Consider the following 21,305-nt stretch of genomic DNA (forward strand, 5'->3'; position numbering starts at 1 on the left):
GGCGTCGGCCCCGCTTTCGTAGCCATCGGCGACCCCTCTCGGACATCGCTCCCGTCGCTGTATTCATCGAATCCCCGCCCCTGGCACACAGAAGGCTACCGGCATCCGGTTGCCCGCGGGAGTGACCGGGCGTGCCCCGAAACCGCGTAGCGACCGTCCCCGGTGCCCTGCTTCGAAACGGTCGGCATCCTGTTGGCAATTCCGGGTCGGCACAGTCGGCATATCGATTCTCAGCCCGCAGCGGGTACTTTAGTGACCAGATTGCGAATTTTGGTCACTACAGTAGGAGTTATATGCCCCGCCCCCTGGTCCCCGACCGGCGCGGAAAGATCCTGACCGCGGCCGCCGATCTGATCCTCGAAACCGGCTGGCCGCACACCACGGTCGCGGATATCGCCGAACGCGCCGGTATCGGCAAGGGCGCCGTCTACCGCGAGTTCGCCGACAAAGCGGCCATCCTGGACGCCGTCCTCGGCCGCAGCATGCGCCGGATGACCGCACGGGTTCACCAACAGGTACTCGACGCCGACGGCGTGGTCGATCTACCCGCCGTGTACCGGTTCGGCGTGGAGGCGCTGCTGTCCGAACCGCTCATGCGTGCGCTGTATCTGGGCGACGACGCGGTCCTCGGCGAACACGTCCGCGGGGTCACCGACCAGCGTTACGCCGTGCGTTTCGGCTGGCTCGCCGAGTACATCGAACGACTGCAACGTGCCGGAGTGGTCGTGGACACCGTGCCGAGCGAGACCATCACCCGAATGCTCGGCTTCTTCACCGTCGGCCTGATCAACGCCCCGGGTGTCCTCGACGCGGGGAGCCCGGCGGAGTTCGGCGATGTCGTCGCACTCTTCGCGGATCTGACGGGACGCGGACTGGCCGGCCGCGGGCCGGTGGACGCCGCCGCGGCCCGCCGCGCCCAGCTCACCTTGCTCGATCAACTGTCGGATCAACTCGCTCGGCCGGGGGACCCCCGATGACCATCACCGCTTTCGCCTCTCATACCGACCTCGTCGTTCGCGGCGGCCCGGTCCGCCACTACCGATCCGGCGACCACGGTAGTCCCGTGTTGCTCCTGCACGGCGGTATGCTCGACACCGCCGAAGGCGTCTGGCGCGATGTCGCGCACCGCCTCGCAGCGAGTTACCAGGTCCATGCGATCGACCTGCCCCGGCACGGGGCCAGCAGACCATGGCACGGCCGCCTGGACCGCGGGTTCTTCGACGACTTCCTCGACGACCTGCTCGAGCAACTGGCGCTCCCCCGGGTAGCGCTCATCGGATTGTCGCTCGGGGGCGGGCTCGGTGTCGGATACGCCCTGCGCCACCCCGAACGAGTCTCGGCATTAGTCGCGATCGGACCGGGCGGTATCGGCGCGAAGCGGCGGGCCCAGTTCGTCACCTGGGCGATGATCAATACACCCGGACTGTTGAAACTCACGAGCAAATACCTCGCCGGTAGCCCGAAAACACTTCGGAAGTCCATGATCGGCAGCCTCACCGCCGGAGTGGATACACCCGGCTTCGACACGATTGTCGACCAGGTCCTCGCCGAAGCGCACGCCAAGGCCCGGTACGGCGAACCCGCGCTCGACGACTGGATGGTCGACGCGTACGGCCCCTGGAGCATGCGGCTGAACTATCTCACCGAACTACCCGGTCTCGAGGTGCCCAGCCTCTGGATTCGCGGCGAACACGACACACTGGTCGGCCATACCGAGCTCGCCGCCGCCGCCACGGCGGCACCCGGCGGGGAGCTCGTCACGCTACCCGGTGCCGGTCATATCGTCACGTATGACCAGCCGGCCGAATTCGTGCGCGTGGCCGAACAATTCCTCGGTCGAATCGAACACCGGTGAACCGACCCCCGGTGGCAATTCCGGATCGGAACCGGAGCCCGGCTACGATTCGGCACATGAAACACGAAAAATATTCTCTCGCAGCTTTTCTCGCAATCGCCGCAGTCACCGCGACCGCTCCCGCCGCGACCGCTTTTCCCACCGGATCGGCCGGTTTCGGTGACGGCCGGGAAGTGGTGATCGTCGACAACACCCTGGAATTGTCCGATCTCGATGCCTGCTGGGCGAGCGGTTTCGCGCGTGATATCCGGTTCGACAACCGCAGCACTCGCGATTTCCGCGTCTACAACTCCCCGGACTGCAGCGGCGCACCCGTGGCGACGGTCCCGGCGGGGCGTACCGCGACCCACTACGGCTGGTCGGCTTCCGCTCGATAATCGTCCCCCCGGACGCGGTCCCGGGCCGCCGGAGCCCGGGTACCGCGGGGCCGATATCCGAACCATCTACCGCACCCGCCGAGAACCCCGCACGAATACGCGGGCGCTCGTCTTTCGGCTGTCGCTTTTCTCACACCGGATTGACCTCAATATTAATTGAGGTTACAGGCTTTCGGCAGGGTCCTCCGACCCGGCGCCACCGACGCGCCGACCCACCCGCACCGAAAGCCAGGGCAATGATCACCACCGAGACGACACCGCCGCCACCGGCCGACACCCGCAATCCGCTGACCATCGCACTGGTTCTCGTGGTCGGAGCGATCATGGCGACACTCGATCAGACCATCGTCAATGTCGCCATCAACAAACTGTCCGTGCAGTTCCACGCCGGTCTGAGCACGATCCAGTGGGTGGCCACCGGGTATTCGCTCGCGCTCGGCGCGGTGGTGCCGGCCTCGGCATGGCTGGTCGGCCGTTTCGGGGCGAAAAGGCTGTATCTGGCCGCGGTCGCCCTCTTCGCGGGCGGCTCGGCGCTGGCCGGGCTGGCCTGGAACATCGAGTCGCTGATCGCGCTCCGTGTCGTGCAGGGCGCGAGCGGCGGACTGCTGATGCCGGTGGCGATGACGATCCTGCTGCGCGCCGCGGGCCCGGAGAGGCTGGGCCGCGCGATGAGCACACTGGGACTGGCCGTGCTGGTCGGCCCGCTGCTGGGCCCGGTGATCGGCGGCTACCTCATCGACGAGGTGTCGTGGCGGTGGATGTTCTTCATCAATCTGCCACTGGGCGCACTGGTTCTGCTCCTGGCGGCGAAGATGCTGCCCGGCGATACACCGGAACCGCCGCGCGCTCTGGATGTCGTCGGCCTGCTACTGATGTCACCGGGGCTGGCGCTGCTGATCTACGGAGTCACCGCCGCGGGTGAACACGCCGGTTTCACCACCCCGGCGGTATGGGCACCCCTCGTCGTGGGCGGCGGGCTCGTGGCCGCGTTCGTGCGCCGCTCACTGACCATTCCGGTGCCACTGCTGGATCTGCGGGTGCTCGGCCATCGGACCACCGGCACGGCGGCCGCGCTGCTGGCGCTGTTCGCGAGCGGCTACTTCGGATCGATGCTGCTGCTGCCCCTCTACTTCCAGGTGGTGCGCGGCGAATCGGCCCTGGTGGCCGGTGCGCTGGGCATTCCGTTCGCGCTGGCATCGGGGGCAACCATGCAGGTGGCGGGCAGGCTGATCGACCGGATTCCGCCCGGTCGCTATCTGCCGGGCTCGATCTCGCTGGCGCTCGCCGGTTTCGTGCTGTTCGTGATCCAGCTCGACGCGAACGCGCCGTACTGGTCTCTCGCCGCCACCATGCTGCTGATGGGCGCGGGCGGTGGCGGCACCATGATGCCGGTGCTGACGACCGCGACCCGGCCGTTGCACCGGGACCAGCAGCCCGCGGGATCGACGGTGCTGAACATGATCAGCACCACCGCACTCGCCCTCGGCACCGCGGCGACATCGGTGACCCTGGCCGCATTACTACCGGCGGACGGCGGGCTGCAGGCCGTGCACAGCATGGACCCGGCGCAGCGGGCCGCGCTGACTCCCGCCTTGGCGGAAGCCTTCCGGCACACCTACCTGATCGCCCCGGTAATGATCGCGCTGGCCCTGATCCCCGCGCTGCTGCTGCCCCGGCGCCGGGCAGTAGGGCGGTGAGCACCGGCCCGGCCGTATCCGGCAGGCCGCGGTAGCGATTGCCGAACGATTGCCGCAGGGCGAGATCAGAGGACATTCGGCGTGGCCTTCGCCCGGCCACGCACCTGGAACGCACCGATGACCTCCACGACACCCGTGAAGATCAACCACCAACCGGCCACCAGGGTCAGGACCGCGACGGAGTTGAACGGCCAGACGATCAACATCCCACCGCCGATCAGCAGCACGATGCCGAAGAAGACGTTCCAACCGCGCCCGGAGGTACCCGAGGGCGCGTCGGCGGCGGCGACCAGCACCGTGACACCGCGGAACATCCAGCCGATACCGATCCACAGGGCCATCAGCAGAATCGCATCGCCGAGATGGCGTAGCGCGAAGAAACCCAGGATGAACGACAGCACCGCGCTGACGATCAACATGGCCCGCCAGCCGCCCGACACGTGACCACCGAACGCGGCGACCAATTGGAAGACGCCCGAAACCAGCAGGTAGATACCGAACAGTACGGCCAGGACCACGATCGTCGGACCGGGCCAGACCAGCACCATCACACCGACGACCACCGACACCACGCCGATGACCAACATCGCCTGCCACGCGCTGCGGGCCAGTTGATGCAACGGCCCCTCGTACTGCGTATCGCTGGATGTCATACAGGCATGATATGACGCCACCGGACGATTGCTGATGATTCGCCGGAAACGAAACGCTACGGTGACGACCTGACCGGCACGGACCGTCCACTCACCCGCGAGTCCTACAGGCCGGGCGGCCGGTGGTGCGGATTCGGCCGGAGCCGATGGGAGGCCGCCAGCCGCTGCCGGTGATATTCGAGATCGTCCTCGTCGTGTCGGACCCCGCGGGCGACGGCGATGCCGAAGTAGACCGCTTCCCGGCGCAACCGGTGGCGCATGAGCTGGGCGAGCACGATATCGTCACCTCCACCGTCGATCCGTCCGCGCGGGGCAGCGGCGCCACGACCTCCGGGACGGCGCGCGCGGCGGTGGCGATCCCGTGGCACCACTCCACCTCCCGCGGGTCGCGCCGCGGCGATCCGATTCGCACGACCACCTCACCCACACGGTATGCGGCCGATTCCTCGCCACCGTGGAGTCGTTCGCTGTCGCCTTCGTACCCCCAGGACGCGGCGACCGCGGCCCGGATGTCCTCGGTGAGCGGCAGATCGATGTAGACCACACTCTCACTACTACCGGGTGGGCCGACCGGCCGTCGGCTCGGCCCCGGACCGCACCGGCCCGGCGGGCACGCGCGACCGGGAACCCACACCGGGCCTGGATGTGATTCCCGTCGGCGGCGATACTTCGCCGAAGTGATCGGGTATCGCCCGCGTAGGTGGTTCCGCGCACCTGTGATCACCCCAGGGCACCGCGTAGCGGAGGCAGTACCACCGGTTAAGGTCGGAGCACACCGGGAAGCGCCCCTGCCGGGTGCGGGCGGTGGTGTGCAGGCAGAGGAGTTCATCGTGACCAGTACCAGAGATCTGCGCGAGCCGGCCGAGTCGGCGCCGCCATCAGCGGAGTCCCCCACCGCGGCGGTCCGGATGCGCAGGCGACTGGAACGGCTCCTCGGGGTCGCCGCCACCGAGGGGAACGCGCTGGTCGCGCTCCGCAACGGCGACGAGATCTTCCCGGCGATGCTGGGCGCCATCCGGGACGCCGAGCACACCGTCGACATGATGACCTTCGTCTACTGGCAGGGCGATATCGCTCGCCAGTTCGCCTATGCGCTCGCCGAGCGCGCCGAGGCCGGCCTCCGGGTGCGACTGCTGCTGGACGGTTTCGGCAGCCGGTCGATCGAGAAAGACCTGCTGACACTCATGGAACGCGCGGGCGTCCAGGTCGCCTGGTTCCGGAGACCGTTGTCCCTGTCGCCGCTCAAGCAGAACCACCGGTGTCACCGCAAAGTGCTCGTCGTCGACGAACGGACCGCGTTCACCGGCGGAGTGGGCATTGCCGAGGAGTGGTGCGGCGACGCGCGCAACGAGCACGAATGGCGCGACACCCATGTGCGGATCGAGGGCCCGGCGGTGGACGGCGTCGCGGCCGCCTTCGCGCAGAACTGGGCGGAATGCCACGACGCCCTGTTCGACGAGCGGGACCGCTTCGCACCACAGCAGCACCACGGTTCGGCGGTCGTCCAGGTGGTTCGCGGGTCGGCGAGCCTCGGCTGGCAGGATATGCAGACCCTGCTGCGGGTGGTCATCGAATCGGCCGAGCAGCGGCTGCGGCTGGCCACGGCCTACTTCTCGCCGGACGCCTACTTCATCGAACTCCTCTGCGCCGCCGCGCGACGCGGGGTGGAGGTCGAGATCCTGTTGCCCGGCCCGCACACCGATAAACGCGTCTGCCAGCTGGCCGGGCAGCATTTCTACAGCGACCTGCTCGCCTGCGGGGTGACGATCCTGCAATACCAACCGACGATGATGCACGCCAAGGTCATCACGGTCGACGGGATCGCGGCCCTGGTGGGATCGACGAACTTCAACCGGCGCTCCCTGGACCACGACGAGGAGATGATGCTCGTGGTCCTGGACGAACAGTTCACCGCCACGCTCGACGAGCATTTCGACGCCGACGCGGCGGTCAGCGAACTGATCGAGGAAACACGCTGGCAGCGCCGATCGCTCACGCAGCGCGTCCGGGAGGTCGCGATGTGGCCGATCCGCCGATACCTGTGAGGCACCCACCGGCGACTCGCGAACACAGCCAGGAAACGAAGGCAGTGGCTTCGCTTCCGGACCGGCTCCGTCGGGGCGGAGGCCGGACCAGTAGGCGGCCCGGCCCGGCCGGAACGCGGTCGGTATCGCACAGCGGGTAGGTCCACGAAACGAAGAGTTCGGCGGGGGCACTGCCGCTACCGGCCTGGACGCCTAGGCTGCGAGGGGGGTCATGAGCCGGCGTTGAGAGCACAGGGCCGCTCCCATCAGGACGCGCCACGCGTCCCGAGCCGATTCGAGTGCAGTATGAACCGTCCCTATGCTCACCGCCCGCCGCCTTCCGCCTCGGCACCCTGGCGGTCGCCTCGTGATCAGCTGAGTTTCCGGGTCCGCCGCCGTGGGGACGTCGTCCTGCTGGCCGTCCGTGGGCAGGCGGATGCCTTCACGCTGGCGTTGTGGCGGCAGCAGGTGCGTGCCGCCGCCGATACGGTGACCACGTCCAGGGGTGCGCTCGTCGTCGACGCCACCCGACTCGATTTCCTGTCGGTGCGCAGCCTCGCCGCGCTGTCCGAGGCGGCGCGGGAATACCGGCGCGACGGGATCGAGATCTTCCTGGTCACCGCCGAGCTGGCCATCGCCCGGATAGCCCGCGCCGATACCCGCACCGCGCGGTTGCCGGTGCGCTCGACGGTGGTGAGCGCGCTGACCGCCGTTCACCTCCGGGACCGGACCCCAGAGGTGGTTTCGGAGAAACCGGGGAAGGAGCGGACGCGCGACCTGACCGGCCCGGGCGCCACCCCGGCCGCAGCGATCGCCCGGACGCCCTGACGGACGTCCGGGCCCGGCCCGGCGCGGTGATCGGCCACCACCCCCCGCCGGCGTCACGGCTGCGGCGTGCAACCGATGCCTCACCCGTGGTGCCCGCATCGGATACCGCCGCGCGCAGGCTCGCCGGACCGTGACCCGCCACCTTGGGGGGCGAGATCCGCCCGGGCCGGTGCGGTGAACCTCCCGGCAGGGCAACTACTTCACCGCGGGAGGTGTCCTCCGGCCGCATTCCGGGTCGACCGGGCTCGCCCGGACGGCGCACCGCCGCAGGAGCGGGGCACGCGGGGTTCGGACGAGCGTGTCACCGCGGGAAGCGCGTCCTGGTTCAGCGTGGCACCTGGGAGGGCACCGGGTGGTCGAGGTCCAGCGCCGGTAGTCCGTCGATACTGTGGCCGTTGTCCCCGGTGATCCGGCGCGCGAACTTCTCGTCCGGTTGCCGGGCGTGGTGTGCGTCCAGTACCGGCTGTTCGCCGACGAGTTCGTAATACGGGACGGCGTACCCGCACGAATCGGCGATACGGTCGACGGCCACCACGATCACCGCCCGGATCCCCGGATGCCCGAGACCGAAATGCTCTCGGAGACCGGCGAACTCCGGATCGTCGGGACGCACGACCCGGCCGGTCCCGTACAGGCGCAGGATCCGGGAGTTGCGGGTGAAGGAACAGAACATGAGGGTGATCCGCCCGTTCTCGCGCAGATGCGAGATGGTTTCGACGCCGCTGCCGAACAGATCGAGGTAGGCCACCGTGTGATCGTCGAGGACGGCGAAGGTGTCCTGGTATCCCTTCGGCGACAGATTGACCCGCCCGCCGTCCGCCGGCGCCGTCGCGACGAAGAACATCGCCTGCGCTTCGATGAACTGTCGCAGTGGCCCGTCCAGCTGCGAAAACTCCTTGGCCATGGCTTCCTCACCGTCGATCGCCTGTGTTCTCAGCGTATCGACGAGACCGACGGTCACGAGGTGAGAAACCTCTCGGCTTCGATCACCCGCGCATTCTGCGGGCCACCCGGGCGCGCTCCTCGGCTATCGCGCGGCGGCGGGCGATCATGGCCTCGGCCGGAGAGCCACCACCGACGATCGCGTGGTGCACCGCTTCGATGTCCTCGATACCTTCTCGCGCGCCCACGCCGGCCGCGGGTGTGATGGCGTGGTCCGCGTCGCCGACCAGGATCACCGGAGCGACGGGCACCGCCGCGGTCCCGAGTGCGACATTGCGCGCATTGGAAACATGGACCTGTTCGGTGGCCGCGACCAGTGTCGCGGTCTGTTCCCGCACGGAGCGGGGTGCCGCCTCCACCACCGCCTCGGCCCAGCGCCGCACCGGAACGATCCCGGTATCGGCGACCGGCAGCGGTTCCCGTTCGATGCGCAGGAACCACAGCGCCGAATCCGCCCCGGGCCGCCAGATATGGCCGAAGGTGGCCGCCGGGCGGGTGCCGGCGGCCGACTCGGCATCGAAGTGCAGGACGAACGGGTCGGTGGGGCATTCGACCGGGGTCGCGGTCATTCCGTAGATCACCACATCTCCCGCGTACTCCGGGGTCCGGCCGGGTTCGGTGCCCGCGCGCGCCACCGAGTCGATACCGTCGGCACCGATCACCAGATCCCGCGCCGTCACGGTGCGGTCGCCGATACGCAGGGTGGTGTGCCCGGTCGTGGCGTCGACCACCACCTCGGCGACCGGGCTGCCGTAGCTGATCTCGGCGCCCGCGTGTACCGCGAACCGTTTCAGCACGGCGATCAGATCGCTGCGCAACCAGAACCGGTGTCCCTCGCTGGGCCGCCGGCGCGTCACACCGTCATCGGGGGTGTATCGCAGTTCACTCAGCGGGTACGAGGCCGCGTGCAGTTCCGCCTCCGGCACGCCCAGCGAGATGAGACTGCGGTGGCCCCGGCCGTCGAGGATCAGGAACGCGCCACCCCCACCGCCGTTGCGCTGCTCGTAGACCGTCACCGGCCGCCCGGCCCTCGCCAGCGAGCCGGCCAGCGCGGTACCGGCGATTCCGCTTCCCAGGATGGTGATCATCGGATCTCCTTCGGCGAGTGGACGCGCACGTAACCGATCGGTGGGCGGCAGCCGACCGCTGCCACTCTCCGCCGGGTGATACTCGGGGTCCCGCTCCTACACCCGCTCGGACACAGGCGGGCATTCGGTCTCCGGTGGCCAACATACAAGACGGGCAACGCATCCGGTCTACTCGACGAGGTTCTCGCTCTTCAACCAGTCGTAGGCCACATCGGCGGGATCCTCGCCGTCGATATCGACCCGGCCGTTGAGGTCCTGCATCAGATCATCGGTCAGACGTTCGGAGATCGTGGCGAGCAATGGCGCCAGCTGCGGGTAGCGGTCGATGATCTCGCCACGGACGACCGCTGTGCCGCTGTAGGGCAGGAAGAATTTCCGGTCGTCGTCGAGCACGACCAGGTCCAGGTTCTTCACCCGGCCGTCGGTGGTGTAGATCATGCCGAAATTGCAGGGCGCGCTCTTGGCCGTCGCCGTGTAGACGACGCCGGCGTCCATCCGCGTGACGTTACCCGCCGGAACTCCGTTGGGGTCGTTGTAGGGAATCCCGTACTTCTGCAGCATCGGAATGAAACCGTCGGAGCGACTGAAGAATTCGTCGTCGACGCAGAACGTCCGATCCCCGACGGGAAGCGCCGCGACCTCGGACAGCGATGTCACGCCCAGCCGTTCGGCGGTGGGAGTCGACGCGCCGAACGCGTAGGTGTCGTTGAAATTGGCAGGGGGCATCCACTCCAGGTCGTAGTCGCGCTTCTCGATATCGTGGACGCGCTGCCACAGTTCCCGGGGATCGGAAATGGTCTCGGTCTGGTTGTGGTAATTGACCCAGCCGGTACCCGTGTACTCCCAGAGGATATCGGCGTCGCCGTTGAGCTGGGCCTGACGGGAAGAGGCCGAGCCCGGCGCCCCGGTGAGATCGGTGACCTGCGCACCGGCGGCGGCGAGATAGGTCGCGGTGATCTTGCCCAGCAGCACCCCCTCGGTGAAGCTCTTCGAGGTCACCACCAGCTTCGCCCCGTCCAGCGGTCGCTGCCCGTCCGGCAGGCGCGCGTCGTGGAAGGTGCCCGAAGAACTCACCAGGCCACAGCCGGCGAGTAGCGAGATGGCCGCGAGGAGAACGGAGACCGTGGTGGCCAGTCGTGCCGGTGCCGGACTCATGCCACACCTCGCGGGGTCGCGGCCAGTTCGACGAGTCGGCCCAGCCAGTCGATGGTCAAAGCCAGGAGTCCGACCAGGATCGCGCCGGAGATGAGCAGTTTGGGCAGGAACAGCGTGACTCCGGTGGTGATCAGGGTGCCGAGGCTGGTGGCGCCGATGAATGTGCTCAACGTGGCGGTGCCGACCAGGATGACCAGCGCGGTGCGCACACCGTTGAGGATCACCGGCACCGCCAGCGGTAGTTCCACCTGGAGCAGGGTCCGGGCGCCGGAGTAGCCGATTCCGCGGGATGCCTCGATGGTGCGCTGATCCACCTGGCGCAGTCCGACGATCGTGTTCTGCAGAATCGGCAGCACGGCGTAGACGACGAGACCGACGATCGCCGTGCGGAATCCGGTGCCCAGCCAGAAGGTGAACAGCACGAGCAGGCCGACGGCGGGCGCGGCCTGACCGATATTGGCGATATTCACCGCGATCGGCTCGAACCGCTTCAGCGCGGGCCGGGTCAGCGCGATACCCAGCGGAATGGCGATCACCACCACGATGACCGTGGCCACCACGGTGAGTTCGATATGCGCGACGATCGTGTTGCGCAGATTCTCCCAGCCCAGCGAGGCCTGCTCGGTCGCGGTGAACGTCGTCGAGCGGTACCACAGCAGGTATCCGATGCCGATGACCGCGATGATGAGCGGTTCGAACCACACATCGAGCGGGAGCCGGCGTAGCCGTTTCACGACTGCTCGACCGATCCGGGTTCGTCGTCTGCGGCGACCACCGGAGTCGGCGCCGGATCGGTGCCGTCGACGTAGGTCACATAGGAGGCGTCCGGCTCGTCGGCGCGGGCCTCGGCGAGCTTGTCCCGGATCAGCTCGGTCACCGAGTCGATGCTCAGCGAGCCGACCACCGCGCCCCGTCCGTCGGTGACCAGCGCGGCGCCCTGGCTGGTCGCGAGCATGGCGTCGAGCGCGTCGTTGAGGGTCGAGGAGCGCGCGACCACCGGCAACCGCCGATCGAGGAAATCGGAGACCTCGGGCTTGGTCTCCAGTTCGGTGAGCGTCGGCCAGGATCGCGGCCGCCCGGCGGCGTCCACCACGACCACCCAGCTGTGCCCGGCAGCTTTCGCGCGGTCGATCACCGCCGGCGCGGATTCGCCGATACGGGCGGTGACCACCTTGTCGGACGGCACATCACGGACCCGCGAGACGGTCAGATACGCCAGTTTCGCACCGGAACCGACGAATTCCTCCACGAACGGTGTGGCCGGATCGGTGAGAATGTCCTCCGGGCTCGCGTACTGCTCCACATGCCCGCCCTCGGAGAGGATGAGCACCTTGTCGCCGAGTTTGGTGGCCTCTTCGAAATCGTGGGTGACGATCACGATGGTCTTGCCCAGTTCGTGCTGGATCGCGATGAGGCTGTCCTGCAGGCGGGCCCGGGTGATCGGGTCGACCGCGCCGAACGGCTCGTCCATCAGCAGCACCGGTGGATCGGCCGCGAGGGCGCGCGCCACACCGACGCGCTGCTGCTGGCCGCCGGACATATCCTTCGGGAGCCGGTCGGCGAAGGTGGCGGGGTCGAGGCCGACCAGATCGAGCAGGTATTCGGTGCGTTCGGCGATCCGCTTCTTGTCCCAGCCGAGCACCCGCGGGATGGCGCCCACGTTCTTGGCGACCGACCAGTGCGGGAACAACCCACCGGACTGGATGACATAGCCGATCGACTGCCGCAGCTTGTCGGGGTCCTCGCGGGTGACATCGCGACCGTCGATGAAGATCCGGCCCTCGGTGGGTTCGATCAACCGGTTGATCATCTTGAGGGTGGTCGTCTTCCCACAGCCCGAAGGCCCGACGAACGCGACGATCTCGCCGGCGGGGATGTCGAGGTCGAGGCGTTCGACCGCGGGCTTGCGCTGACCCTTGAACCGCTTCACGACCGAGTCCAGCGTGATCGAGGCGCCGGTGACCGTGCGCTCGGTTGTCGCCGTGGCCGTATCGCTATCGGTCACATCGCCGGTCATGGGGCCTCCTTCGAAGCGAATTCATGCGGTCCGCGGAGACCGGAACGAAGGCGAAGGTATCGCATTACGACAGTCCCTTCGCGATCGTGAGGCGTCCGAGCAGGACGAGGAGCGCGTCGAAGACCAACGCGATGATGACGATGAGAATCGTCCCGGTGAGCGCCATTTCGAGGGCGTTGGCCCCACCGAGCCGGGACAACCCGTTGAAGATCAGCGAGCCGAGTCCCGGGCCGAGCACATAGGCGACGATGGCCGCGACACCGACGATCATCTGGGTGGATACTCTGATCCCGGTGAGAATCACCGGCCAGGCGATGGGCAGTTCCACGGTGAGCAGAATGCGCAACCGCGAAAAGCCTATTCCCCGGGCGGATTCGACGACCGAGGCCGGTACCGACCGCAAACCGACAATGGCGTTGCCGATCACCGGCAGGGCGGCGAAGAAGGCCAGCATGATGAAAGACGGGACGACGCCGAGTCCGAAGGGCACCAGCAGCAGCGCCAGCAGCGCCAGCGAGGGGATCGTCAGCGCGACCCGGCTCGAGGTCAGCGAAAGGGCCGACAGCAGCGGCAACCGGTAGACCGCGACGGCGATGAGGACGGCGACGACGGTCCCGGCCAGGACCGTCTGGAACGCCAAGGAGGCATGCTGATACGTCAGGAACGTCAGCAGCTCCCCCCGACCTCGGATATAGCTCCACAAATTCACGGGATTCCCATCGTCGGCCGGAAATCGTTCGGCGCCCATCCGTGCGGAGTCATCGGACGCGCGAGCTGTAAAAGGTTAATCGATACCACCCGGTCGAATAGGGAAGGCGCGCGACGGAAACGACGCCCCGCCGCCACCACCGTGCGTGTCCGGGACCGCTACCGGCGGCGATACGAGACGGCGCCGCGTTGTCCAGGGTTTCACTCACCGGGAATCCACAACAATCGCGGCGGTGCGCGGCCGAACGGGAAGACATTCGGCGTACCGGTGATCCGCCGCGACCTCCCGGGCCGGCCGATGTCACCGGACCGGATATCGGGCGACGTCCGCGGCCGATACCGTAAATACTGTGCGGCAACGTCATTCGGCGACCGTCCGGCCGGGCGAGCGCGGTTACGCCGCGCGGGCCGGTGCGCCGACCGCCGAATAGTATTCGGCGTCGCCGGAGATCACGGTGCTGCGTCTCCCGTCGACTCCCACCGGGATATCACCGGCCAGTGTGATCCGGGTCAGCCGGCGGTGTTCGGCGCCGTTGTAGTCGTCGATCGCGTAGTGCTGGGTGGCCCGGTTGTCCCAGATCGCGACGTCGCCCAGCGCCCAGTTCCAGCGAGTGGTGTGCTCCAGGCGGGTGATCCGGTCCTGGAACAGCCGGAACAGCGCCTGCGATTCGGTGCCGGACAGGCCCACGAACCGCTGCACGAATCCGCCGAGCAACAGGGCCCGCTCCCCGGTCTCCGGGTGCACCTCCACCACCGGGTGCTCGGTCTCGAAATAGCTCGACTCGAATTCGCGCCGGTAGGCGGTGGCGCCCTCGTCGGGGTTGTCCTCGGCGGTCGCGGCGTAGTCGTAGAGATTCGTGTGCCGCGCCCGCAGGGTCTCGGCCAGCAGCCGCAGCGGCTCGGGCAGCGAGTCGTACGCGGCGACAGTGGAGGCCCAGGTGGTCGACCCGCCGTAGCTCGGCAGAACGACCGCGCGCAGGATGGACGCCTTCGGCACCCGGTCGACGAAGGTGACATCGGTGTGCCAGCTGTTCGAACGGCCGTGGCGCGAATCGATGGCCAGGCTCTTCACCCCGGCCGATCGGACAGTCGGATGCGGGGTCGTCGGGGTGCCGAGCAATTCCGCGAACTCGTACTGCCCGTCCTCGGTGAGGTGGTCCTGGCCGCGGAAGAAGATCACCTTGTGTTCGGCCAGCGCCGCGCGGATGCCGGCGACGGCCTCCGGGGACAGGTCGCCGCCGAGCCGGACCCCGTCGATCCGCGCGCCGATATGGGTACCGAGCTTGGTCACCTGCACGGTGGTAGCAGTGTCCACAGTGTCGACGGGCATATCCGGGGCCTCTCGCTCGAATCGGACGATCGAGTCGGATGAAACCAGCGCGGGACCGCCGCGACCAGGGTTTCGGTCACCGGGATCGCAATGGACAACCCTGCGGCGAACCGGCCGCCGCCCCTGCCGGGGAAGACCGCGCACCCGGTCGGACCGTCCCCTGCGGCACCCACCGCACCACCCGGCCGGGCCGACGGCCCATAGAATGCGGGCCGCGGGCGGCGGCAGCCGTCGCCCGGTGCGCACCCCGCCGGCGAACTCCGTCTGTGCCCGGAAGGAGAGGGAGATATCGAGATGATCCTCGCCGAGGAGCCGCTGTTCAGCGCGCCCCACCTCTATGTCGACGGACAGTGGGTCGAACCGGTCGCGGGCGGGATCCGGGAGATCCGCGATCCGGCGGACGGCGCGGTGATCGCCACCGTCGGTGAGGGGGACGCGGCGGATGCGCGGCGTGCGGTCGGCGCGGCCCGGGCCGCGTTCGCCACGGGCGGGTGGCCGAGGACTCCGGTCGCGGAGCGGGCCGCGCTACTGCTGCGCACGGCGGAACTGCTCGCCGAGTATCGCGACCCGATCGCCCGCATCGAGACCCTCGACACCGGCAAGACGCTGCGGGAGAGTCATCTCGATATCGACGACGTCATCGCGGTGTTCCGGTACTACGCGCAACTCGCCGGCACAAGCGGCGACCGGCTGGTCGATACCGGTGATCCGGTGGTGATCAGCCGTATCGTCCGGGAACCGGTGGGAGTGTGCGCCCTCATCACGCCGTGGAATTATCCGCTGCTGCAGATGTCGTGGAAGATCGCCCCCGCGCTGGCGGCCGGCTGCACGGTGGTCGCCAAACCCAGCGAGGTCACTCCACTGAGCACGATCGCCCTGGTACGTCTGCTGGAGCAGGCGGGAGTGCCGCCGGGCGTGGTGAACCTGGTACCGGGTGCGGGACCGGTGGTGGGGTCGGCGCTCACCGGTACCCCCGAGATCGATGCGATCTCCTTCACCGGCGGTGCCGCCACCGGGGCGGCCATCGCCGCGCGGGCCGCCCCGCACATCACCCGGGTGGCCCTCGAACTGGGCGGTAAGAATCCGCATATCGTCTTCGCCGACGCGGACCGCGACAGCGCGATCGACGCCGTACTGACCGGTGCCTTCCTGCATTCGGGTCAGGTGTGCTCGGCCGGTACCCGGCTCATCGTGGAAAAGTCGATCGCCGACGAGTTCGTCGCCGAACTCGCCCGGCGCGCCGCCGGAATCCGGGTCGGGCCCGGGATCGATCCCGACTCGCAGACCGGACCGCTCGTCTCCCCGGAGCATCGCGCCGCGGTGGAGGCCCGGGTGGCGGACGGTCTGGCCGAAGGCGCGGTCCTGGTGGCCGGGGGTAACCGGCCGGACGACCCAGGGTTGGCCGCCGGTAGCTACTACCTGCCCACCGTGCTGGACCGCTGCCGGCGCGATATGCGGATCGTCCAGGAGGAGACCTTCGGCCCGGTACTCACCGTGGAGCGGTTCGCCACCGAGGCCGAGGCCGTCGAACTCGGCAACGACACGTCCTACGGCCTCGCGGCCGGCGTACGTACCGACGACGCGGCCCGCGGTGAACGGATGGCCCGCGCGCTCCGGCACGGCACGGTGTGGCTCAACGATTTCGGCCCCTACACCCCCGCGGCCGAATGGGGCGGATTCGGTCGTTCCGGTATCGGCCGGGAACTCGGTCCGAGCGGCCTGGCCGAATACCAGGAGATCAAGCACATCTGGCACAACACCGCCCCGGGAGTGGGCGGCTGGTTCGCCTGAATCCCGGTGCGGCCGGATCCGGTATGTGGCGCCGTGCCGCGCGAGGATCGTGGCAGGTCGAGCCCGGCCCTCGACACTCGCGCGGGTCCCGCGACAACCCCGGAAGCCGTCTTAAGCTGACACCGTGACCACTTCCGGTTCCTCCTCCAGCGGGCCCGGCGAACCCGGACCCGTGGCTCCCACGGGCGTCGGCCGCACCGCACTGATGGTGGCCGCCGCGCGGGCCGCCGAGTCGGCACGCGCGGATCATCTGTTCGTCGACCCCTACGCCGCCGATTTCCTGGCCGCCGCCGGAGGCGAGGAGTTCGCCGGCGGCACCGACGCGGCCAGGATGTGGGATTCGTTCAGCAGCTACCTGCCCATCCGCACCCGTTTCTTCGACGACTACATCCTCGATGCCACCCGCACCGTAGGGCAGGTCGTGATCGTCGCGGCCGGACTGGACACCCGGGCCTTCCGGCTTCCGCTGCCGCCGGAGGTCGTCGTATACGAGCTGGACACCCCGGAGATGCTCACCTTCAAACAACAGGTCCTCGACGCGCGGGGCGCGCGTCCCGCCGCCCGTCGCGTGACGGTGCCGGCGGACCTGCGCGAGGACTGGGGCGGCCCGCTGCTCGCGGCCGGGTTCGACCCGGACGCTCCCGCGGCGTGGCTGGTGGAGGGACTGCTCAGCTACCTGAGCCCCGAGCACAACGACCGGTTGCTGGCCGGGATCAGCGATCGATCCGCCGCCGGGAGCCGACTGTCGATCGAGTACCTGCACGTGGACGCGGTCGCGCTCATGGCCGCGGCGGCGGCCGGCGAATCCGGGGCGGAGATCACCGCCATGTGGCAGGGCGGCGGCGTCGCCGAGCCCGTCCAGCCCTGGCTGGCCCGGCACGGCTGGGACGCGGAGGTCTCCGACACCTACGAGCGCGCCGCCGCCTACCACCGCGACCTCCCCACGCTCGGCGACACCGTCATGGAGCGTTTCGCCGAGGCGGCCCGCAACGGGCTGGTCACCGCCCGGCGACGCTGACGGTCCGGCCGGGCCGACACCGGACGCCCGACCGCGGCACCCGAGGCGGTGCCGATCCGACCGAAGGGATTGGACACGGCTGTCGCCGGTCCGGGTCGATCCGGCGGCGGCGCGCGCACCACCGCACCGGCCACTGCCGCGGTCACCGGCCCGGCGCCGCCTCCCAGAACAGCGAAACGCTCTGACAGTTACGGCCTTCCACCGTCGGCCACCCGCGCGAGCAGCGCACAGCCGGCGAGCCCTACGCCTGTCCGATGCGGGCGCGGGCGCTGCACGGTGTGCCGGGGTCGATCCGCCCAGCGGCTGACCGGCTCAGACCAGCGGCTTGCCCAGCGCCCGGCGCCGCCGCATATCGGCCAGGTGCTTGTCCAGCGGGTACATCCGCCAGCGCTCGGGGCCGAGCCGCATCACGGTGCCGATCCCGCGCATGATCAGCTCGAACGCGCGTTGCCGCCGCGGGCTCCAGGCCAGCTCCAGTTCGTCCCGGTACCGCTGGGGCAGGAAGCCGGTGGTGAAGAAGCGGTTGACGGGCCGCAGCAGCACCCGCTCGAGACGCCCGTACGGACCGAGATCCACCACCTGCTCCCGCAGATAGCGCTTCACTTCGTCGTCGATCGAGAGCTGCGCGGATCTGCGCTCCCAGTATTCGGCGAACGCGGCTCGATCGGGCGGCCACATCTCCGGGCGCATCTGCAGCGTGGTCCCGAATCTGCTCGACTCCCGGTACAGCGCGTCGGCGTACTCGGTGTCGAGCGGACCGTACAGGTATTCCAGCGAATCGACGACGCCGCGATAGATGCAGGCGGCGACCCCCAGCTGCAATTCCGGGTCGAACGCGTTGTATTTCACCGCGCTACCCGGCTGTGACCGGACCTGGCGGTGCGAGGTGTCGGTCGCCTCGCGGTAGGCGGCGCGTTCCTCGTCGGTGCCCAGCATGGCCACCGCGAGGTAGGTCAGCGTCGTCCGGCCGCGTTTGCGTGGATGCAGATCGAACCGGCCGCTGTGCACGGTGCTCTCGACGACACCGCGGCCCACCGGCGCCTGGCTCAGCTGCATCACGACATTGGCCGGGCCTCCGAGCAACGCGGCGGGGCCGGCCAGATATTTGCGGCGTGCCACCTCCTCGGGCAGGTCGGCGCTCGAAACAGGTGACACCGGGCGCGACATAGGACCTCCATGCAAGAATGATAGAAATTGCCTTTCTTTCTCTCACAGAGTAGCGCGCGGATGTGAATCGGCGCTACGCGGTCCGCACAACTCGCACGACCGGAGATCGCGCGATAAGTGAACGCCAATTCTGCTGTTGGGCTACCCTTGCCGAACCCCTCGGCCCCGGCGGCGCGCGCCGTCACCGCCCCGGTCGGACTGTTCCACTCCTGGAGGTGACCCATGCCGACGAACCTGCCCGCACCGCGCGCGGCGCTGCGTTCGGTGACCGAATCGCTGGGCGCGGTGAGCGTGCTGCGCCGACGCGGAATGCTCGATCCGACGCGCCCCGGCGAACTGCTCCGCACGATCCGCGACGCGCGGATACACGGGCCGTTCGTGACGGTGCTACGGGCCGCGACCCGGCGCGACGGCTCGGCCGACGCCCTCGTCGACGATCGTGGCGCGCTCACCTTCGACGAGCTCGACGCGCAGTCCAATGCGCTCGCACGCGGCCTCGCCGCGAACGGTATCGGCGCCGATTCCGTGGTGGCGGCGCTGTGCCGGGACCACCGCGGCATGGTCCTGACCCTGCTGGCGGCGGGCAAACTGGGCGCTCGCGTCGTCCTGATGAACACCGGGTTCGCCGGGCCGCAGCTCGCCGATGTCGCCCGGCGTGAGAAGGTCGGCGCGCTCCTGCTCGACGCCGAGTTCACCGGTCTGCTCGCGGCGATCCCGGCGGCTACCCCGCGTTTCCTCACCTGGGGCGAATCCGGTGACACCACCACGATCGACGCCTTGATCGCGGCGCACTCCACCGCGGCGACCACGCCGCCGCCGCATCCGGGTAGCACCGTGATCCTGACCAGTGGCACCACCGGCACACCCAAAGGCGCACCGAGGGACAAGGTTTCGCCGCTCCAGTCGGCCCAGTTCCTCGATCGGATCCCGATCCCCCGCGACGATACGATGGTGATGGCCGCGCCGATCTTCCACGGCACCGGACTCTCCCAGTTCGCCCTCGGCTGGGCACTCGGCAACCGGATCGTGTTCCGGCAGGGCCGGTTCGACCCGCGCGCCACCCTTTCCGCCGTCGCCGCCCATCGCGCCGCGAGCCTGGTCGTGGTGCCGACGATGTTGCAGCGCATCATCGACCTCGGCCCCGAGGTGCTCGCCGAGTACGACACCTCCTCGTTGCGGGTCGTCTTCTCCGCCGGCTCGCCGGTCTCCCCGGACCTGAGCCGCCGGACCGCGGAGGCGTTCGGTGACGTGCTCTACAACCTGTACGCCTCCACCGAGGTGGCCGTCGCGGCGGTGGCGACGCCGGAGGATATGCGGGAGGCACCGGGCACGGTAGGCAAGCCGCCGGTCGGCTGCCGCGTCGCCCTCTACGACGAGTAGCGCAACCGGATCACCGAGCCCGGGACCGTGGGCACCATTTTCGTGTCCAGCGGACTGAGCTTCGGCGGATATACCGACGGGCGGCACAAGGAGATCGTCGACGGCCTGCTGTCGAGTGGCGATGTCGGGCATTTCGACGCCGCGGGGCGGCTGTTCATCGACGGCCGGGACGACGACATGATCGTCTCCGGGATGCGCCCCGGGCACGGCACATCACGCCGCCAGGTCGTGGTCCACGCTGCGGCGGGCGTACTCGTCGACATACTGCCGGCCGGTCCGGGCGGCGAGGGTCCGCATCAGCGCGTCGGTCGCCCGCCGGGCCCCGTGCGGTCCCGCGGCCCGGTGCCCGGTCATATCGAGTGCGGGCAGGATCTCCAGCGTGACCCGGCGGCGCCACCACGCACGGCCCGGCTCGGGACCGGTGCCGGTGATCGCCACCGGGAGCAGCGGCACCCCCGTGGTCATCGCGACCCGGGCCGCGCCGGTATGCCCGCGGTAGAGCCGGCCGTCCGGCGATCGCGTCCCTTCGGGATGGACACCCCAGACGCCGCCGCGTTCGATGATGCCGATCGCGGCGGTGAGCGCGGGCGCGGCGCTGGGCCCGCCTCGCCGATCCACGCGGATCTGGCCCACCCCTTGGAAGAACCATCACTGGAGCAGGCCCGAGAGGCCGGGGCGATCGAAATACTCGGATTTGGCCAGGAAGAACACCTGGCGGCGCAGCGCGCGGGTGAGGTAGAAGGAGTCCAGCACCGCCAGGTGGTTGGCGGCGACGATGTAAGGGCCGCGCCGCGGGAGGTGTTCGCGTCCTTTCACCTCCGGCCGACCGAGCAGCCAGAGCGCCGGCCCGATCAAGACATACCGGCACAGGCGGTAACAGACCGCACTCCACAGAGACATAGACATAGACATAGACATAGACATAGACATTGTCCGGCACGATCTGCTCGAGGGCTCCGGCGCCGGCCTGCGCTCGGTGTCCACACCCCTGTTCGATCGGCTGCTGACCCGGGTGCGGACCGCCCACCCGGCCCGCGACCCGCTCACCACCGCCACGGCGCTGTGGGCGGGCGTGCACGGTATCGCCCGCCGTCCTGTCCACCACCGGCGCGCTCACCCTGGCCGCTCCCGGCGTGGATATCGACGAACTGATCCGCCGGATGGTGCGGGACGCGCTCGGATGACCCCCGCCGCGGCGTGATCCGGAGACCCCGCCGCGGCCGCGATCAGTCCGACCGGGTCATCCGGAACTCCGCGCGCTCCCCATACGAGCAG

At 69.1% G+C, this 21,305-nt stretch carries 19 protein-coding genes and 2 pseudogenes; 10 read left to right on the forward strand and 11 right to left on the reverse strand.

All coding sequences use genetic code 11. From position 1 onward, the window contains the following. The first annotated feature begins 293 nt into the window (after positions 1–293). The 4 genes from ABZV91_RS05740 to ABZV91_RS05755 all read left to right on the forward strand — a co-directional run bounded on the left by ABZV91_RS05740 (position 294) and on the right by ABZV91_RS05755 (position 3,929). Positions 294–977 (forward strand): TetR/AcrR family transcriptional regulator, encoded by a 684-nt coding sequence (locus ABZV91_RS05740; RefSeq protein WP_355235954.1) that lies wholly within the window; start codon positions 294–296, stop codon positions 975–977. Beyond that, a complete protein-coding gene (locus ABZV91_RS05745) occupies positions 974–1,855 on the forward strand; it encodes an alpha/beta hydrolase (RefSeq protein ID WP_355235957.1) in 882 nt (293 codons plus the stop codon). The genes ABZV91_RS05740 and ABZV91_RS05745 overlap by 4 nt, the downstream gene beginning before the upstream one ends. Positions 1,856–1,911: 56 nt before the next feature. Further along, entirely contained in the window at positions 1,912–2,232 is a 321-nt protein-coding gene (locus ABZV91_RS05750; RefSeq protein ID WP_355235959.1) for a hypothetical protein, read from the forward strand. A gap of 236 nt (positions 2,233–2,468) precedes the next feature. Beyond that, positions 2,469–3,929, forward strand: a complete 1,461-nt coding sequence (locus tag ABZV91_RS05755) for a DHA2 family efflux MFS transporter permease subunit (RefSeq protein WP_355235962.1) — start codon at positions 2,469–2,471, stop codon at positions 3,927–3,929. A 65-nt stretch (positions 3,930–3,994) separates the two neighbouring features. Here the strand turns inward: ABZV91_RS05755 and ABZV91_RS05760 are convergent, their stop codons facing one another. Together ABZV91_RS05760 and ABZV91_RS05765 are read right to left on the reverse strand one after the other, a co-directional pair. Beyond that, the gene (locus tag ABZV91_RS05760; RefSeq protein ID WP_355235965.1) at positions 3,995–4,582 is read right to left on the reverse strand and encodes a DUF308 domain-containing protein; all 588 of its coding nucleotides are present in this window, start codon (positions 4,580–4,582) and stop codon (positions 3,995–3,997) included. A 104-nt stretch (positions 4,583–4,686) separates the two neighbouring features. Next, a complete protein-coding gene (locus ABZV91_RS05765) occupies positions 4,687–4,950 on the reverse strand; it encodes a hypothetical protein (RefSeq protein ID WP_355235968.1) in 264 nt (87 codons plus the stop codon). A 462-nt stretch (positions 4,951–5,412) separates the two neighbouring features. Between ABZV91_RS05765 and ABZV91_RS05770 the strand changes: the two genes are divergently transcribed. Then, positions 5,413–6,627: a phospholipase D-like domain-containing protein gene (locus tag ABZV91_RS05770; protein ID WP_355235971.1), complete on the forward strand. Its 1,215-nt coding sequence runs from the start codon at positions 5,413–5,415 to the stop codon at positions 6,625–6,627. 285 nt (positions 6,628–6,912) lie between these two features. After that, entirely contained in the window at positions 6,913–7,434 is a 522-nt protein-coding gene (locus tag ABZV91_RS05775; protein ID WP_355235974.1) for an STAS domain-containing protein, read from the forward strand. Positions 7,435–7,759: 325 nt separating this feature from the next. Here ABZV91_RS05775 and ABZV91_RS05780 read toward each other — a convergent pair whose 3' ends face one another. The 7 genes from ABZV91_RS05780 to ABZV91_RS05810 form a co-directional block, all read right to left on the reverse strand. After that, complete coding sequence (locus ABZV91_RS05780) at positions 7,760–8,338, reverse strand: pyridoxamine 5'-phosphate oxidase family protein (protein ID WP_355236203.1); 579 nt, start codon at positions 8,336–8,338, stop codon at positions 7,760–7,762. Between the two features lie 82 nt (positions 8,339–8,420). Then, entirely contained in the window at positions 8,421–9,464 is a 1,044-nt protein-coding gene (locus ABZV91_RS05785; RefSeq protein WP_355235977.1) for an NAD(P)/FAD-dependent oxidoreductase, read from the reverse strand. 168 nt (positions 9,465–9,632) lie between these two features. Next, positions 9,633–10,619, reverse strand: coding sequence for a glycine betaine ABC transporter substrate-binding protein (locus ABZV91_RS05790; protein WP_355235980.1), 987 nt, complete (start codon positions 10,617–10,619; stop codon positions 9,633–9,635). Then, positions 10,616–11,353 carry an ABC transporter permease gene (locus tag ABZV91_RS05795; protein WP_355235983.1) on the reverse strand — a complete coding sequence of 246 codons (738 nt, stop codon included), beginning with the start codon at positions 11,351–11,353 and terminating at the stop codon, positions 10,616–10,618. The genes ABZV91_RS05790 and ABZV91_RS05795 overlap by 4 nt, the downstream gene beginning before the upstream one ends. After that, complete coding sequence (locus ABZV91_RS05800) at positions 11,350–12,636, reverse strand: ATP-binding cassette domain-containing protein (protein ID WP_355235986.1); 1,287 nt, start codon at positions 12,634–12,636, stop codon at positions 11,350–11,352. The genes ABZV91_RS05795 and ABZV91_RS05800 overlap by 4 nt, the downstream gene beginning before the upstream one ends. Positions 12,637–12,700: 64 nt before the next feature. Further along, positions 12,701–13,345, reverse strand: coding sequence for an ABC transporter permease subunit (locus ABZV91_RS05805; RefSeq protein WP_355235989.1), 645 nt, complete (start codon positions 13,343–13,345; stop codon positions 12,701–12,703). 393 nt (positions 13,346–13,738) lie between these two features. Beyond that, entirely contained in the window at positions 13,739–14,674 is a 936-nt protein-coding gene (locus ABZV91_RS05810) for a TauD/TfdA family dioxygenase (protein ID WP_355235992.1), read from the reverse strand. 294 nt (positions 14,675–14,968) lie between these two features. Between ABZV91_RS05810 and ABZV91_RS05815 the strand changes: the two genes are divergently transcribed. Both ABZV91_RS05815 and ABZV91_RS05820 read left to right on the forward strand, forming a co-directional pair. Continuing rightward, positions 14,969–16,465: an aldehyde dehydrogenase family protein gene (locus ABZV91_RS05815; RefSeq protein WP_355235995.1), complete on the forward strand. Its 1,497-nt coding sequence runs from the start codon at positions 14,969–14,971 to the stop codon at positions 16,463–16,465. Positions 16,466–16,589: 124 nt separating this feature from the next. Beyond that, positions 16,590–17,483: an SAM-dependent methyltransferase gene (locus ABZV91_RS05820; RefSeq protein WP_355235998.1), complete on the forward strand. Its 894-nt coding sequence runs from the start codon at positions 16,590–16,592 to the stop codon at positions 17,481–17,483. 312 nt (positions 17,484–17,795) lie between these two features. Here ABZV91_RS05820 and ABZV91_RS05825 read toward each other — a convergent pair whose 3' ends face one another. Continuing rightward, positions 17,796–18,650 carry an oxygenase MpaB family protein gene (locus ABZV91_RS05825; RefSeq protein ID WP_355236001.1) on the reverse strand — a complete coding sequence of 285 codons (855 nt, stop codon included), beginning with the start codon at positions 18,648–18,650 and terminating at the stop codon, positions 17,796–17,798. A gap of 222 nt (positions 18,651–18,872) precedes the next feature. On the opposite strand from ABZV91_RS05825, the pseudogene ABZV91_RS05830 reads away from it, so the two are divergent. Further along, positions 18,873–20,222, forward strand: a pseudogene (locus ABZV91_RS05830) (AMP-binding protein); the annotation flags it as partial. 21 nt (positions 20,223–20,243) lie between these two features. On the opposite strand, the pseudogene ABZV91_RS05835 reads toward ABZV91_RS05830, so the two are convergent. Beyond that, positions 20,244–20,960, reverse strand: a pseudogene (locus ABZV91_RS05835) (lysophospholipid acyltransferase family protein). A 46-nt stretch (positions 20,961–21,006) separates the two neighbouring features. On the opposite strand from ABZV91_RS05835, the gene ABZV91_RS05840 reads away from it, so the two are divergent. Beyond that, positions 21,007–21,231, forward strand: a complete 225-nt coding sequence (locus tag ABZV91_RS05840) for a hypothetical protein (protein WP_355236221.1) — start codon at positions 21,007–21,009, stop codon at positions 21,229–21,231. The last annotated feature ends 74 nt before the right edge of the window (positions 21,232–21,305 follow it).

It is taken from the genome of Nocardia sp. NPDC004568, from assembly GCF_040609955.1.
Taxonomy (GTDB): Bacteria; Actinomycetota; Actinomycetes; order Mycobacteriales; family Mycobacteriaceae; genus Nocardia.

What these genes read in the sequence shown, in the direction of transcription:
- ABZV91_RS05815 (WP_355235995.1), top strand. Translation starts at nt 14,969, where the DNA reads ATGATCCTCGCCGAGGAGCCGCTGTTCAGCGCGCCCCACCTCTATGTC.
- ABZV91_RS05745 (WP_355235957.1), top strand. Translation starts at nt 974, where the DNA reads ATGACCATCACCGCTTTCGCCTCTCATACCGACCTCGTCGTTCGCGGC.
- ABZV91_RS05780 (WP_355236203.1), bottom strand. Translation starts at nt 8,338, where the DNA reads ATGGCCAAGGAGTTTTCGCAGCTGGACGGGCCACTGCGACAGTTCATC.
- ABZV91_RS05790 (WP_355235980.1), bottom strand. Translation starts at nt 10,619, where the DNA reads ATGAGTCCGGCACCGGCACGACTGGCCACCACGGTCTCCGTTCTCCTC.
- ABZV91_RS05810 (WP_355235992.1), bottom strand. Translation starts at nt 14,674, where the DNA reads ATGCCCGTCGACACTGTGGACACTGCTACCACCGTGCAGGTGACCAAG.
- ABZV91_RS05760 (WP_355235965.1), bottom strand. Translation starts at nt 4,582, where the DNA reads ATGACATCCAGCGATACGCAGTACGAGGGGCCGTTGCATCAACTGGCC.
- ABZV91_RS05785 (WP_355235977.1), bottom strand. Translation starts at nt 9,464, where the DNA reads ATGATCACCATCCTGGGAAGCGGAATCGCCGGTACCGCGCTGGCCGGC.
- ABZV91_RS05825 (WP_355236001.1), bottom strand. Translation starts at nt 18,650, where the DNA reads ATGTCGCGCCCGGTGTCACCTGTTTCGAGCGCCGACCTGCCCGAGGAG.
- ABZV91_RS05755 (WP_355235962.1), top strand. Translation starts at nt 2,469, where the DNA reads ATGATCACCACCGAGACGACACCGCCGCCACCGGCCGACACCCGCAAT.
- ABZV91_RS05775 (WP_355235974.1), top strand. Translation starts at nt 6,913, where the DNA reads ATGAACCGTCCCTATGCTCACCGCCCGCCGCCTTCCGCCTCGGCACCC.
- ABZV91_RS05800 (WP_355235986.1), bottom strand. Translation starts at nt 12,636, where the DNA reads ATGACCGGCGATGTGACCGATAGCGATACGGCCACGGCGACAACCGAG.
- ABZV91_RS05750 (WP_355235959.1), top strand. Translation starts at nt 1,912, where the DNA reads ATGAAACACGAAAAATATTCTCTCGCAGCTTTTCTCGCAATCGCCGCA.
- ABZV91_RS05740 (WP_355235954.1), top strand. Translation starts at nt 294, where the DNA reads ATGCCCCGCCCCCTGGTCCCCGACCGGCGCGGAAAGATCCTGACCGCG.